Source organism: Kocuria oceani (genome assembly GCF_029524215.1).
GTDB classification, from domain to species: domain Bacteria; phylum Actinomycetota; class Actinomycetes; order Actinomycetales; family Micrococcaceae; genus Kocuria; species Kocuria oceani.
In genome coordinates, this window is sequence record NZ_JARAMH010000008.1 from 163,520 (window position 1) to 178,104 (window position 14,585).

Annotated in this window: 12 protein-coding genes; all 12 read left to right on the forward strand. The window is 73.7% G+C overall.

From position 1 onward, the window contains the following. The first annotated feature begins 14 nt into the window (after positions 1 to 14). The 12 genes from PU704_RS11150 to PU704_RS11205 all read left to right on the forward strand — a co-directional run bounded on the left by PU704_RS11150 (position 15) and on the right by PU704_RS11205 (position 14,537). Complete coding sequence (locus PU704_RS11150; protein ID WP_277551417.1) at positions 15 to 1,142, forward strand: tRNA (adenine-N1)-methyltransferase; 1,128 nt, start codon at positions 15 to 17, stop codon at positions 1,140 to 1,142. After that, positions 1,139 to 2,914: a proteasome ATPase gene (gene arc / locus PU704_RS11155; protein WP_277551418.1), complete on the forward strand. Its 1,776-nt coding sequence runs from the start codon at positions 1,139 to 1,141 to the stop codon at positions 2,912 to 2,914. Before PU704_RS11150 ends, arc begins: the two co-directional genes overlap by 4 nt. Continuing rightward, the gene (gene dop, locus PU704_RS11160) at positions 2,911 to 4,548 is read left to right on the forward strand and encodes a depupylase/deamidase Dop (protein ID WP_277551419.1); all 1,638 of its coding nucleotides are present in this window, start codon (positions 2,911 to 2,913) and stop codon (positions 4,546 to 4,548) included. Before arc ends, dop begins: the two co-directional genes overlap by 4 nt. 33 nt (positions 4,549 to 4,581) lie before the next feature. Beyond that, positions 4,582 to 4,791 carry a ubiquitin-like protein Pup gene (locus PU704_RS11165; RefSeq protein ID WP_277551420.1) on the forward strand — a complete coding sequence of 70 codons (210 nt, stop codon included), beginning with the start codon at positions 4,582 to 4,584 and terminating at the stop codon, positions 4,789 to 4,791. 5 nt (positions 4,792 to 4,796) lie between these two features. Then, positions 4,797 to 6,242, forward strand: coding sequence for a Pup--protein ligase (pafA, locus tag PU704_RS11170; protein ID WP_277551421.1), 1,446 nt, complete (start codon positions 4,797 to 4,799; stop codon positions 6,240 to 6,242). A gap of 131 nt (positions 6,243 to 6,373) precedes the next feature. Then, entirely contained in the window at positions 6,374 to 7,345 is a 972-nt protein-coding gene (locus PU704_RS11175) for an FKBP-type peptidyl-prolyl cis-trans isomerase (RefSeq protein WP_277551422.1), read from the forward strand. Positions 7,346 to 7,454: 109 nt separating this feature from the next. Beyond that, positions 7,455 to 7,850: an FKBP-type peptidyl-prolyl cis-trans isomerase gene (locus PU704_RS11180; RefSeq protein ID WP_075871722.1), complete on the forward strand. Its 396-nt coding sequence runs from the start codon at positions 7,455 to 7,457 to the stop codon at positions 7,848 to 7,850. 11 nt (positions 7,851 to 7,861) lie between these two features. Next, positions 7,862 to 9,925, forward strand: coding sequence for a WYL domain-containing transcriptional regulator (locus PU704_RS11185; protein ID WP_277551423.1), 2,064 nt, complete (start codon positions 7,862 to 7,864; stop codon positions 9,923 to 9,925). Positions 9,926 to 9,948: 23 nt separating this feature from the next. Next, positions 9,949 to 10,317 carry a hypothetical protein gene (locus PU704_RS11190; protein ID WP_047801776.1) on the forward strand — a complete coding sequence of 123 codons (369 nt, stop codon included), beginning with the start codon at positions 9,949 to 9,951 and terminating at the stop codon, positions 10,315 to 10,317. Beyond that, positions 10,310 to 10,615, forward strand: a complete 306-nt coding sequence (gene tatA, locus PU704_RS11195) for a Sec-independent protein translocase subunit TatA (protein ID WP_277551424.1) — start codon at positions 10,310 to 10,312, stop codon at positions 10,613 to 10,615. The genes PU704_RS11190 and tatA overlap by 8 nt, the downstream gene beginning before the upstream one ends. A gap of 119 nt (positions 10,616 to 10,734) precedes the next feature. Continuing rightward, entirely contained in the window at positions 10,735 to 11,628 is an 894-nt protein-coding gene (tatC, locus tag PU704_RS11200; protein ID WP_277551425.1) for a twin-arginine translocase subunit TatC, read from the forward strand. Between the two features lie 71 nt (positions 11,629 to 11,699). Continuing rightward, positions 11,700 to 14,537: a DEAD/DEAH box helicase gene (locus PU704_RS11205; RefSeq protein WP_277551426.1), complete on the forward strand. Its 2,838-nt coding sequence runs from the start codon at positions 11,700 to 11,702 to the stop codon at positions 14,535 to 14,537. The last annotated feature ends 48 nt before the right edge of the window (positions 14,538 to 14,585 follow it).

The window sequence follows — 14,585 nt, forward strand, 5'->3', positions numbered from 1 at the left end:
GTGAAAGTGAGCCGATGACCGGAACCGCTGACCAGACCGCCGCCCCCACGCCCGCCACCCCGCGGGGCGCCCTGAACCGGCGCGGTCCCTTCCGGGCCGGGGAGCGCGTGCAGCTCACCGACGAGCGCGGGCGGATGAACACGGTCACCCTCGCGGCCGACGGCGAGTTCCACTCCCACCGCGGCGTGCTCAGCCACGGCGAGCTCATCGGCCGGCCGGAGGGCACCGTGGTGGAGAACTCCGCCGGGTTCCGCTACCAGGCCCTGCGCCCGCTGCTGAAGGACTTCGTGCTGTCCATGCCGCGCGGCGCGGCGGTGGTCTACCCCAAGGACGCCGGGCAGATCGTCACCATGGCCGACATCTTCCCCGGGGCCCGGGTGGTCGAGGCCGGCGTCGGCTCCGGCGCGCTGTCCATCTCCCTGCTGCGCGCGGTCGGCGACGAGGGGCACCTGCACTCCTTCGAGCGCCGGGCGGAGTTCGCCGACATCGCCCGCGGCAACGTCGAGACCATGTTCGGCGGCCCCCACCCCGCCTGGCGGATCACCATCGGCGACCTGGCCCAGGAGCTCGGCCGGTACGAGCAGCCCGGCTCCGTGGACCGCGTGGTCCTGGACATGCTCGCCCCCTGGGAGTGCCTCGACGCCGTGGCCACGGCCCTGGCCCCCGGCGGAGTGGTCATGTGCTACGTCGCCACCGTCACCCAGCTCTCCCGGACCGCCGAGGCGATGCGCGCGGACGGGCGCTTCACCGAGCCGGACGCCTCCGAGACCATGGTGCGCGGCTGGCACGTCGAGGGCCTGGCCGTGCGCCCGGACCACCGGATGGTCGCCCACACCGGCTTCCTGCTCTCCGCCCGCCGCCTCGCGGACGGCTCGGAGCGGCTGGCGCCCAAGCGCCGGGCCTCGAAGTCCGAGTACAGCCAGGAGGACCTCGACGCCTGGACCCCCGTGGCCCTGGGCGAGCGCGACGTCACCGACAAGAAGCTGCGCCGGGCCGGCCGGGAGGCCCTCGGCCTGGCCGAGCGCGCCGCCCGGGCCACGGAACCCGCGAGCGCCGGCACCCCGGAGCCCGGCACCCCGGACGGCGGCAGCGCGGCGCCGGCCGCTCCGGTCCCCGGGGAGGAGCAGGAGGACCGCCCGTGAACGAGCCCCCTCAGCAGCAGGCCGTCCCGGCCGACGCGGAGCAGACCCGCCGGGCCCTGACCACCGCCCAGCGGCAGGTCAACATCCTCCGGGACCAGAAGCGCGCCCTCGACAAGCAGCTCGCCGCCGCCGGGACCCAGAACCAGAAGCTGGTGCGCCTGCTCGACGCCACCCGCACCGAGATCGCCCAGCTCAAGCGCGCCCTGGAGAACGACCTCGTCCCGCCCCTGAGCCAGGGCACGGTAGTGCAGGTCAACCCGGGACACGCCCCCGTGGGCGAGCAGACCGGCAGCGGGCCGGCCGTGACCGAGCGCACCCTGGACGTCCTCGTCGCCGGCCGGCGGATGCGGGTGGCGCTGAGCCCCCTGGTGAGCTTCGCCGCGTGCGAGCCCGGGCGCCAGGTGCTGCTCGACCAGAACTACACCGTCGGCGCCGTCCTGGACTACGAGCAGACCGGGGAGGTCGCCACGGTCAAGGAGATCGTCGACCACGACCGCGTGCTCACGGTGGGCCGCTCCGACGAGGAGCGGGTGCTGCTGCTCTCCGGGCTGCTGCGCCGCCGGCGCCCGGAGATCGGTGACGCCGTGTCCATCGACCACCGGACCGGCTTCGCCCTCGAGCCGATCGAGCGGACCGACGTCGAGCAGCTCGTCCTCGAGGAGGTCCCCGCCGTCTCCTACGACGACATCGGCGGCCTCGGCCCCCAGATCGAGCAGATCCGCGACGCCGTGGAGCTGCCCTTCGTCCACCCCGAGCTCTACCGCGAGCACGGCCTCACCCCGCCCAAGGGCATCCTGCTCTACGGGCCCCCCGGCAACGGCAAGACCCTCATCGCCAAGGCCGTCGCCCGCTCCCTCGCCGAGCGCGCCGCCGACCGCGCCGGCCGCGAGAAGGCCCTGGGCTACTTCCTGAACATCAAGGGCCCGGAGCTGCTGGACAAGTACGTGGGGGAGACCGAGCGCCAGATCCGCTCCATCTTCCTGCGCGCCCGGGAGCAGGCCGTCCGGGGCGTGCCCGTGGTCGTGTTCTTCGACGAGATGGACTCCCTGTTCCGCACCCGCGGCTCCGGGCTGTCCTCGGACGTGGAGACCACCATCGTCCCGCAGCTGCTGACCGAGATCGACGGCGTGGAGCGGCTCGACAACGTCATCGTCATCGGCGCCACCAACCGCGAGGACATGATCGACCCCGCCGTGCTGCGCCCGGGCCGGCTCGACGTCAAGATCCGCATCGACCGCCCCGACGCCCAGGGCGCCGCCGAGATCCTGCGCCTCTACGTCACCGAGGACCTGCCCCTGCGCCGGGCCGAGGTCGACGCCGCCGGCTCCCGCGCGGGCGCCGTCGAGGCCCTCGTGGACGCCGCGGTGGCCCGGATGTACGAGAAGAGCCCCGCCACGCGGTTCCTGCACCTGAGCTACCGCGACGGCACCGAGGAGACCCTCTACTTCAGCGACTTCACCTCCGGGGCCGTGATCCGCAACGTGGTGGACCGGGCCAAGAAGCAGGCCATCAAGGACCTGCTCACCACCGGGGAGCGGGGCCTGGGCCGCGCCCACCTGGTCCGCGCGGTGGACGAGGAGTTCCACGAGCAGCAGGACCTGCCCAACACCTCCAACCCGGAGGACTGGGCCCGCATCTCCGGGCGCCGCGGGGACACCATCACCGACCTGCGCGTGGCCCTGCACCGCGACCCCCACCCCGCCGGGCCGGCCACGCCGCCGGCGCCAGCAGGGGAAGCACCGGCGGACGCACCGGGGGAGGCCGGCGCATGACCGTCCGCCGTGTCATGGGCACCGAGACTGAGTACGGTGTGCTGGCCACCGGCAACCCGCACGCCAACGCCACCGTGCTCTCCACCCAGGTGGTCACCACCTACGCCGCCCTGGTGCGCCGCCGTCTCGGCGCGTCCCGCACCACCGCCGACTGGGACTACCACGGCGAGACGCCCCTGGAGGACGCCCGCGGCTTCACCGTCCCGCGCGAGCAGGCCGACCCCTCCCAGCTCACCGACGTCGCCCCCGTGCTCACCGCGGAGGAGGTCGCCGCCGAGGCGCTGCGCGAGTCCGGGCCCTGGGCGGAGTCCATGGACTGGGCCCAGGTCGTGATGAACACCGTCCTGCCCAACGGCGCCCGCCTCTACGTGGACCACTCCCACCCCGAGTACTCCTCCCCGGAGGTCACCACCCCCCGGGACGCCGTCCTCTGGGACGCGGCCGGGGACCGCGTGGCCCTCGACGCCGTCCGGGCCGTGGCCGCCAGCGCCGCGAGCACCGGCCTCGACGTCGTGAACCTCTACAAGAACAACACCGACAACAAGTCCGTCTCCTACGGCGCCCACGAGAACTACCTGGTGCCCCGCGCCGTGCCCTTCGACCGGCTCGCCGCGGCCCTGCTGCCCTTCTTCGCCTCCCGCCAGGTGATGTGCGGCGCCGGCCGCGTCGGTCTGGGCCCGCGCGGCCGGCGCCCGGGCTTCCAGCTGAGCCAGCGCGCCGACTTCTTCGAGCGCGAGATCGGGCTGGAGACCACCGTCCACCGGCCCATCGTCAACACCCGGGACGAGCCCCACGCCGAGCGCGGCCGGCACCGCCGCCTGCACGTCATCATCGGCGACGCCAACCTGTCCCACACCGCCGGGCTGCTGAAGTTCGGCACCACCTCCCTGGTCCTGGGCCTGGTCGAGGCCGGCGCCGCCCCGGACCTCGGCCTCGCCGACCCCGTGGCCGCCCTGCAGGCGATCAGCCACGACCCGTCGCTGCGCGCCACCGTCGCGCTCCGGGACGGCCGGGAGCTCACCGGGGTCCAGCTGCAGCGGCTCTATCTCGAGGCCGCCCGCGCCCACGAGGCGGCCGGCGGGGAACCCGATCCGCAGACCCGGGAGGTCCTCGAGCTCTGGGAGGAGGTCCTCGACGCCCTCGAGACCGACCCGCTGTCCCTGGCCGACCGGCTGGACTGGGTCGCCAAGTACGCGCTGCTGCGGGGCTACCGCGAGCGCGACGGGCTCGCCTGGGACGACCCCCGCCTGACGCTGGTCGACCTGCAGTACGCCGACGTGCGCCCCGAGAAGGGGCTCTACCACCGGCTGGTCGCGGGCGGGCGGATGCGCACCCTGTTCGGCGCCGAGGAGATCGAGCGGGCGGCCGGCGCGCCGCCCGCCGACACCCGCGCCTGGTTCCGGGGCCACCTGGTCTCCCGGTTCCCCGACGACGTGCTCACCGCCAACTGGGACTCGGTCTCCCTCGCGCTGCCGGGAGTCCGCCGCGGCGCGCGGATCGCGATGCCCGAGCCGCTGGACCTCACCCGTGAGGACGTCGGCCCCCTCGTGGGGTCCGCCCCCGACGCCGAGCACCTCGTCCGCGCCCTCGCCGGCGCCCGCCCCGCCCTCGTGCACACCGGCTCCCTCGGCTGAGCACACCCACCCACCACTCCAGGAGGACCCCTCATGGCCCAGGAACGCATCTTCGGCACCGGCGCCCAGCGCCGCGAGGAGACCGAGCTCCCCGAGCCCGGCGCCCCCGCCCCCACCCAGCCCGCCGCCCAGGCCCAGACCAGCACCGGCAGCGCCGACGACCTGCTGGCCGAGATCGACGGCGTGCTCGAGTCCAACGCCGAGGAGTTCGTGAAGGGCTTCGTCCAGAAGGGCGGCCAGTAGCCCCCATGGACCGCAGGATCTACGGCATCGAGACCGAGTTCGGCATCGCCCACAGCGCCCCCGGGGCGCGGCAGCTCAGCCCCGAGGAGGCCGCCCGCACGCTCTTCCGCCCCGTGGTGGCCTGGGGCCGGTCCTCGAACGTGTTCCTGCCCAACGGGGGCCGGCTCTACCTGGACGTCGGCTCCCACCCCGAGTACGCGACCGCCGAGTGCGCGAGCCTCGAGGACCTCGTGGCCCAGGACAAGGCCGGTGAGCTGCTGGTCGACGACCTGCGGCGGCAGGCCCAGGACACCCTGGCGGCGGACGGGGTCCCCGGGCAGATCTATCTGTTCAAGAACAACGTCGACTCCCGCGGCAACTCCTTCGGCTCCCATGAGAACTACCTCATCGCCCGGCGCACCGAATTCGCCCGGCTGGTGCAGATCCTCATCCCGTTCCTGGTCACCCGCCAGTTGCTCGTGGGCGCCGGCAAGGTCCACCCCGCCGGCCCGGAGGACTTCGGGGCCGTGCCGGTGGGCTCCGGGGCCCCCAGCTACTCCTTCTCCCAGCGCGCGGACCACATCTGGGAGGGCTCCTCCTCGGCCACCACCCGCTCCCGGCCGCTGATCAACACCCGGGACGAGCCGCACGCCGACGCCCAGCACTACCGCCGGCTGCACGTGATCGTGGGGGACTCCACCATGTCCCAGACCACCACGGCCCTGCGGGCGGGGACCACCGACCTGATGCTGCGGATGATCGAGGCGGGGCAGATCCTGCCGGACCGGACCATGGCCGACCCGGTGCGGTCCCTGCGGGAGGTCTCCCACGACCTCACCGGCACCCACCCGGTCCTGCTCGCCGACGGCGCCCGGCGCTCCGCCCTGGACCTGCAGCGGGAGCACCTGGAGGCCGTCCGGGCCTTCGTCGACCGGGAGGGCGCCCACCACGACCGGGTGCCGTGGGTGCTGGAGCTGTGGGAGCGCACCCTGGACGCCGTGGCCCGGCAGGACGCCTCGGCGATCGACACCGAGATCGACTGGGCCATCAAGAAGAAGCTGCTCGACGGCTACGCCGCCCGGGACGGCCTCGACCTCTCCGCCCCGCGCCTGGCCCAGCTGGACCTCGCCTACCACGACACCGCCCCGGAGCGCGGGCTGTTCAACCTGCTGCAGCGGCGCGGACAGGCCGCGACCTTCGTCCCCGACGAGCGGGTCGAGGAGGCCGCGCGCACCCCGCCCGCCACCCGGGCCGCCGTCCGCGGCCGGTTCATCGACGCGGTGGTCGCCTCCGGGCACCACTACACGGTCGACTGGGTGCACCTGAAGGTCAACGACCGCACCCAGCGCACCGTGCTGTGCAAGGACCCCTTCGCCACCGAGCACCCCGAGGCCGACGCCCTGGTGGCCGGCCTGCGCGCGGCGGCCCCCGCCGGGGACGGCCCCGCCCACGGGGACGCCCCCGTCATCTGACGCGGCCGCGACCGGCGGCCGGGCCGCGCTGTCCAGTCAACATCCAGCGCCCTGCACTAGGCTGGGCGCGGCCCGGCCCTGCCGCCCGACTCCGCCGACCCCACCCGGCCCGACCCCCGAGGAAGACACCTGTGCGAAAGACCCTGACCACCTCCGTTGCCGCCCTGTCCCTGATGCTCGCCCTCGCAGGCTGCTCGGGGGCCGGAGTCGACTCCGTCGAGCTCAGCAACGACCCGGCCTCGGGCACCGCCCCCTCGGTGACGTTCGAGACCCCGCTCAACGCCGAGGAGGCCGGTGCCAAGGAGCTGCGCGAGGGCGAGGGCGCGGAGATCGCCGAGGGCGACACCATCCTGCTGCAGGCGGCGCTGTTCAAGGGCTCGGACGGCACCTCGATCGGCGAGACCTACTCCCAGGGCGCCGGCCAGGTCCTCACCCTGGAGCAGGGTCTGCAGGAGTCCATCCCGGAAATGTACGACGCCCTCGTGGGTGCCAAGGAGGGCGCGATCATCGCCTACTCCTCCCCGGAGACCTCCGGCGCCGCCGGCGACGAGTCGACCTCCGTGGAGGTCTACGAGGTCGTGCGCAAGATCCCCACCGAGATCGAGGGCGAGCCGCAGGACAGCCCGAAGGGGCTGCCCGAGGTCACCGAGAACGACGAGGGCGTGCCCACCGTGGCCGAGCCCGAGGGGAAGGCCCCCGGGAAGCTGGTCTCCGAGTACCTCATCGAGGGCGACGGCGAGGAGGTCGCCGAGGGCGACACCGTCATCGCGAACTACGTGGGCGTGAAGTGGTCCGACGGCGAGACCTTCGACTCCTCCTACGAGAAGGGCGCCCCCGCGTCCTTCCCTCTCGACAACGTCATCGAGGGCTGGCAGGAGGGCCTGGCGGGCAAGAAGGCCGGCTCCCGCGTGATCCTGTCCGTGCCGGTCGACCAGGCCTACGGCACGGAGAAGGACCTCGGCGAGGACTCCCAGTACCCCGCGGGCGACCTGCTGTTCGTGGTCGACATCCTGGCCGCCGTCGAGACCCCCGAGGCCCCGGCCGAGCCCTCCGCGTCGCCCAGCGCATCGCCCAGCGCGTCGCCCTCGGCGACCGAGGAGTAGTCCCGGTCGGCTATGGTGGCCCGGTGGGGGCGCGGCCCCCACCGGGGCCCGCGGCCCCACCGTCCCCGGCGGCCACGTCCGCCGACGACCCGACGAACCAGGAGCACCCATGTCCTTCGGAGAGCGCAAGCTCGACCGCACCAAGCCCGAGATCGACTTCCCCGAGGGGGAGGCCCCGACCGAGCTGGTCGTCACCGACCTCGTCGAGGGCACCGGCGCCGAGGCCACCGCCGGCAAGCAGATCTCCTGCCACTACGTCGGCGTGACCTTCTCCGCCGGCGAGGAGTTCGACGCCTCCTGGAACCGCGGCCAGCCGCTGGACTTCACCGTGGGCATCGGCCAGGTCATCGAGGGCTGGGACCAGGGTCTGCTGGGCATGAAGGTCGGCGGCCGCCGCCGCCTGGAGATCCCCTCCGCCATGGCCTACGGCTCCCGGGGCGCGGGTGGAGTGATCGGCCCCGACGAGGCCCTCATCTTCGTGGTGGACCTCCTGGACGTGCGCTGAGGACCCAGCGGATGGCAGCCCGATCGACGGAGCGGCTTCTCAACCTGCTCATCGCCCTGGTCTCCCGCGAGCGCGGCTACACCCGCGCCGAGCTGCGGGAGGCCGTTCCGTCGTACGCGGAGTCCGCCTCGGACGAGGCCTTCGAGCGGATGTTCGAGCGCGACAAGGCGGAGCTGCGCGATCTCGGCTACCCCATCGAGGAGGTCTCCGAGGACCCCCTCTTCCCGGACGACACGCACGGGCACCGGTACCGGATCCCGCGCGGGTCCTTCACCCTGCCGCCGCTGCAGTTCACCGCGGAGGAGTCGGCGGTGCTCGCCCTGGCCGCCAACGCGTGGACGGACGCCTCCCTGGGCGAGCTGGCCCGCCGCGCCCTGCGCAAGCTGGAGCCGGCCATCGGGGGACTGCCCGACGAGGACGCCCCGCCGCTGCTCCAGCCCACCCTCACCGCCCACGAGCCGTCCTTCGAGCCGCTGCTCTCGGCGGTCGTGCGCCATCGTGAGGTGCGCTTCGACTACCTGGCCCGCAGCACCGACCAGCTCACCACCCGCCGGCTGCGCCCGTGGGGGATCGGCTCCCGCTACGGCAACTGGTACGTGGTCGGCTGGGACCTGGACCGCAAGGACTCCCGCACGTTCCGGCTCTCCCGGATCATGTCCGACGTCACGGTGACCCGCAAGGAGTTCGACCCGCCCGAGGGCTTCTCCATGAACGAGGCGCTGTCCCACATGGTCTCCCACGCCCCGGCGCGCACCGTGGAGGTCCTCGCCCGCCCCGGCCACGCCCTGATGCTGCGCCGGATGGCCTCCCGGCAGCAGCCCGCCGCGGTCGCCGGGGCCTGGGACCGGCTGCACATCCCGTTCGCGGAGACCGAGATCCTCGCCGAGGAGATCGCCGCGGCCGGCCCCGGCGTCGTCGTGCCCGAGGGCGGGGACGGGACGGCGCCCACCATGCAGGCCGAGGTCCGGGCCGCCGTGGTGCGCCGGCTCGGCAGCGCCGCCGCGGCCGTGGCCGCGTTCCGCGGCGTGACCGTCGACTGGACCGTGAAGTCCCGCAAGGGCACCCGCAACAAGCTCTCCACGGCCGACCACCTCTCGCGGCTGCTGGAGATCGTCAGGTGGGTCTACGCCCACCAGGGCGCCGAGCTGGAGGAGACCGCCCGCCGCTTCGGGATCACCGACCAGGAGCTGATCGCCGACCTCAACACGCTGTTCGTGTGCGGCAAGCCCGGGCACATGCCCGACCAGCTGATCGACGCGTCCTGGGACGACGGCCACGTCTACCTCTCCAACGCGGACGAGCTCTCCGACCCCGTGCGGCTCACCCAGCCGGAGGCCTCCGCGCTGCTCGTGGGCCTGCAGACCCTGCGCACCGTGCCCGGCGGGGACTCCGAGGCCGTGGCCTCGGCGATCGCCAAGGTCGCCGGCGCGGCCGGGGACGCCGGGGTCCTGGCCAACGCGGTGGGCGCCCGCCCCATCACGGACACCCCCGCCCCGGCGCTGGCGGACGTCATGGCCACCGTGCGCCGGGCCGTGGAGGAGCGGCGCCGGATCCGGATCCGCTACGTGGTCCCCTCCCGGGACGAGCTCACCGAGCGCGTGGTCGACCCCGTGCAGGTCTTCTCCTCCAACACGCACTGGTACGTGCGCGCGTGGTGCCTGACCTCCGAGGGTATGCGCAACTTCCGGCTCGACCGGATCTCCTCCGTCGAGGACGCCGGACCCGCCGGGGAGCGCCCGGCCGCCCAGGAGGCCGCCGCGGCGTCCCGGCCGGCCCCCGGCACCCCGGACACCGTGGAGGTCGTGCTCGTCACCGACCGCCGCAGCCGGTGGATCGCGGACCAGTACCACGCGACCCGTACCGCGGTGGTGCGGCTGCCCGGCGGGCCCCGCACCGGTCCCGCCGCCGACCACGAGGCCGCGCTGATCGGCTTCCAGACCGTCGAGGCGGTGTGCGCGCTCGTCACCCGCTACGGCGGGCAGCTGGCCGTGGCCGGCCCGGACGACGTGGTGGCCCAGGTGGAACTCTGGGTGAACTCGGCGCTGGGCGCGTACGAGACGTCGGAACAGCGCTGACCGGCGCGCCTATACTGGAGGACATGCTCTGGTGGTCCTGGGTCCTGCTGTGGACGGTCCTCGTCCTGCTCGGCGCCGCGTTCCTCGGGCTGATGCTGTGGCGGCTGGTGAGGACCTTCCTCGCCCTGCTCCGGGACACCGAGACGGTGGCCGGGGAGTTCGCCCAGCACTGGGACGACGCCGCCGCCGGGGTGCAGCGTCCCGTCCGGGCCGCCCCGGACCCCGCCCTGTTCACCCCGGTGGGGCAAGCCGTGGCCGACTACCGGGTCGGCCGTGACCAACGAGAAACCGCCCGTCTGAGACGCCGCATGGAGCGCAAGGACCGCATGGGCCAGCCGCAGCGGATCAGCGACATCCGCCGGGCTGAACGGAAAGGAATGTTCAATGGGTAGGCTCTTCGACAGCCCCTTCATGATCCTGATCATCCTGCTGGTGATCCTGCTGCTCTTCGGCGCGCCCAAGCTCCCGGGCATGGCCCGCAGCCTCGGCCAGTCGCTGCGCATCTTCAAGTCCGAGGTCAAGGAGATGAAGAAGGACGACCAGCCGGACGGCTCGGACGTCGTGATCGACGGCCGCCCCGTGCAGGACGGCCGGGACGCCGCCCCGGAGGCGCGCCCCGGCACGACCGGCGCCTCCGGCACGGAGACCCCGCCGCGCCCGGACCAGCGTCCCGGCAACCCCACGGCCTGACGGCCCGCGCCCCGCACCCGAGCGGTCCGCCGCCTCGCCCCCGCGCGGGAGCGGAGGGCCGCTCGCCCGGTTCCCCGTCCCGTCCCCCCCCCGTCCGGCCCCGACGTCCCGGAGGTCCCATGTCCGCGCAGTCATCCCGCGGCCCCAAGCAGCGCCGGTCCGCGCGCAAGGCCAACCCGCAGGCGCAGATGGCCCTGGCCGAGCACCTGCGGGAGCTGCGCAACCGGCTGATCAAGGCAGCCGTGGCCACGGTCCTCGGCATGGTGGGCGGCTTCTTCCTCTACCAGCCCTTCATGGGCTACATCACCGAGCCCCTGGCGCGGCTGGCAGAGGCCGAGGGCAACCAGGCGTCCATCAACTACTCCGCGGTGGGCTCCTCCTTCAACATCATGGTGGAGGTCTCCCTGGTCCTGGGGCTGGTGCTGGCCAGCCCCGTGTGGCTGTACCAGCTCTGGGCCTTCGTGACCCCCGCCCTGCACCGCACGGAGCGGCGCTACGCGGTCGGCTTCCTGGCCGCGGCGGTCCCGCTCTTCCTCGGCGGCATCGCGGTGGCCGTGCTGACCCTGCCCACGGCCGTCTACGCGCTGACCGCGTTCACGCCGGCCGGCGGCACGAACTTCATCTCCGCCGACGTGTACCTGCGGTTCTTCCTCCAGCTCATCCTCACCTTCGGGATCGCCTTCGTGCTGCCGGTGTTCCTGGTGGGGCTGAACATGCTGGGGGTGCTCTCGGGCCGGACGGTGCTCAAGAGCTGGCGGATCGTGGTGGTGCTCGTGATGGTCGTCTCGGCGATGGCGGCCCCCGGCCCGGACCCGATGACCATGTTCTACCTCGCGGTGCCGCTGCTGACCCTGTTCTTCGTGGCGGTCGGGCTGTGCCTGCTCCTGGACCGGCGGCGCGCCCGCCGGGAGGAGCGGCGGGCCGCCGCCACGGGTGCGTCGGCCGACGCCGCCACCACGGCCGACGCACTGGATCGGCTCGGCCGGGACCCCGAGAAGGGCACTGGCGCCTGACCCGGATCGGCCCGTCGCGAACGGGCCTGCGCGGACCCGTCCGCGTCGGCGATGCGCAGTAGGGTGGGCACATGTCCTCCTACGCCGACCGATACCTGGCCGCCAAGCAGCGGGCCGTCCACGCGAGGACCGAGCTGTCGGTGTTCCAGCAGCGGCTGGAGTTCGCGATGGACGAGTTCCAGGTGACCGCGTGCCGGTCCCTCGAGGAGGGCCGCGGGGCGCTCGTGGCCGCGCCCACCGGCGCCGGCAAGACCGTGGTGGGGGAGTTCGCCGTCCACCTCGCCCTCTCCCGCGGCCAGAAGGCGTTCTACACGACCCCGATCAAGGCCCTGAGCAACCAGAAGTTCCACGAGTTCTCCCGCGCCTTCGGCGCGGAGCGGGTGGGCCTGCTCACGGGCGACACGTCCGTGAACTCCGAGGCCGACGTGGTCGTGATGACCACCGAGGTCCTGCGGAACATGCTCTACGCCGACTCCCCGACGCTGCTCAACCTCGGCTTCGTGATCATGGACGAGGTGCACTACCTCGCCGACCGTTTCCGCGGCGCCGTCTGGGAGGAGGTCATCATCCACCTGCCGGAGAGCGTGCAGCTCGTCTCCCTGTCCGCGACCGTCTCCAACGCGGAGGAGTTCGGCGCGTGGCTGGACACGGTGCGCGGGGACACCGACGTCGTCGTCTCCGAGCACCGGCCCGTGCCCCTGTGGCAGCACGTGCAGGTGGGCGGGCGCCTGCTGGACCTGTTCGTGGACGACACCACCGTGGAGGAGGCGGCCGAGCGGATCGGCGGACCCGGCCGCGACGAGCCCGAGGTCAACCCCGAGCTGCTCCAGCTCGCCCGCGCCGAGCACCCCCGGGGCGGGCGCCGCGGCGGGCGGGGCCCCGGTGGGCGCTCCCGCGACCGGTTCTCCCGGCGCAACGGCGGCGAGGGCTTGCGCCCCGGACCCGAGACCCGGCGGGTCTCCCGCCCGCAGCTGATCCGCCGGCTCGACGCCGAGGGCCTGCTGCCGGTGATCACCTTCATCTTCTCCCGGGCCGGCTGCGACGGCGCCGTCCAGCAGTGCGTGGCCGCGGACATCCGGCTGACCACGGACAAGGAGCAGCGAACCATCCGGGCGCGCGTGGCCGAGACGGCCGCCTCCCTCGAGGCCGCCGACCTCAACGTGCTGGGCTTCTACGAGTGGCGCGACGGCCTGCTGCGCGGCGTGGCCGCCCACCACGCCGGGATGCTTCCGGCGTTCAAGGAGCTCGTGGAGCAGCTCTTCGCCGACGGCCTCGTCAAGGCGGTCTTCGCCACGGAGACCCTGGCCCTGGGCATCAACATGCCGGCCCGCTCCGTGGTGCTGGAGAAGCTCGACAAGTTCAACGGCGAGTCGAGGGTGGACATCACCCCGGGGGAGTACACCCAGCTGACCGGCCGCGCGGGGCGGCGGGGGATCGACGTCGAGGGCCACGCGGTGGTGCTGTGGCAGCCCGGCATGGACCCGCGCACCGTCGCGGGGCTCGCCTCGAAGCGCACCTATCCGCTGAACTCCAGCTTCCGGCCCACCTACAACATGTCCGTGAACCTCGTGGCGCAGTTCGGCGCCCACCGGTCCCGGAAGATCCTCGAGTCCTCCTTCGCGCAGTTCCAGGCCGACCGCTCCGTGGTGGGCCTGGCCCGCCGGGTCCGCTCCCAGGAGGAGTCGCTGCGGGGCTACGAGGAGGCGATGACCTGCCACCTGGGGGACTTCACCGAGTACGCGGCCCTGCGCCGGGAGCTCAAGGACCTCGAGCGGGCCGCGGAGCGCTCCGACTCCCGCCGGCGCCGCTCGGACGCGGTGGCCTCGCTGCACGACCTGCTGCCCGGCGACGTGGTGGAGATCCCCCGTGGGCGCAACGCCGGCTACGCCGTGGTGCTGAGCACCGACCCGAACCGGGACGACCCGCGTCCCTCCATCCTGACCCTGGACCACCAGCTGCGCCGGGTCGGGGCGCAGGACCTGGACGGGCCGCTGGAGCCGGTCTCCCGGATCCGGATCCCCAAGCACTTCACCGGCAAGACCCCCAAGGAGCGCCGGGACCTCGCCTCCTCCGTGCGCAACGCCCTGCACGAGCACCGGCCCCCGCGCGGCGGCGGCCGGGGGCACACCGTCCGCTTCGACCGGGGCACCAGCGCCGCCGAGCAGCGCATCGTCGACGTGCGCAAGGCCCTGCGCGCCCACCCCTGCCACGGGTGCTCCGACCGCGAGAACCACGCCCGCTGGGCCGAGCGGTGGTGGACGCTGCGCCGGGACACGGACGGGCTGCTGCGCCAGATCGAGGGCCGCACCAACACGATTGCCAGGACCTTCGACCGGGTCTCCCAGGTGCTGGACTCCTTCGGCTACCTCGAGGCCCTGCCCGACGGCGAGGTGCGGCCCACGCACGCCGGGGAGCAGCTGCGCCGGATCTACGGGGACCGGGACCTGCTCCTGGCGCTGAGCCTGCGGGACGGGTTCCTCGACGGCCTCGACCCCGCCGCCACGGCCGGCCTGGTGACCCTGCTGGTGTACCAGGCCAAGCGCGAGGACCAGCGCGTCCAGCCCGTGCTGCCCTCCGCGGCCATGGACCGGGCGGCGCAGACGGTGGTGCGCAACTGGTCGGTGCTCACGGACCGGGAGCAGGAGCACCACCTCCCGCCCACGGCCGAGCCGGAGTTCGGCCTGGTGGAGCCCATGCACCTGTGGGCGCGGGGGGCCACGCTGAGCACCGCGCTGACCGGCACCGAGCTCGCCGCCGGGGACTTCGTCCGCTGGGCCAAGCAGGTGATCGACATGCTCGACCAGCTGGCCTCCATCGACCTGCTGAGCCCCGAGCTGCGCAGCCAGTGCCAGCGCGCGATCGCGCTGGTGCGCCGCGGCGTCGTCGCCCACTCGGCCTTCGAGGACTGAGCCCGCCCCGTCCGCCCCGGACCCCCGTCCGCGCCCCTCCCGAACAGG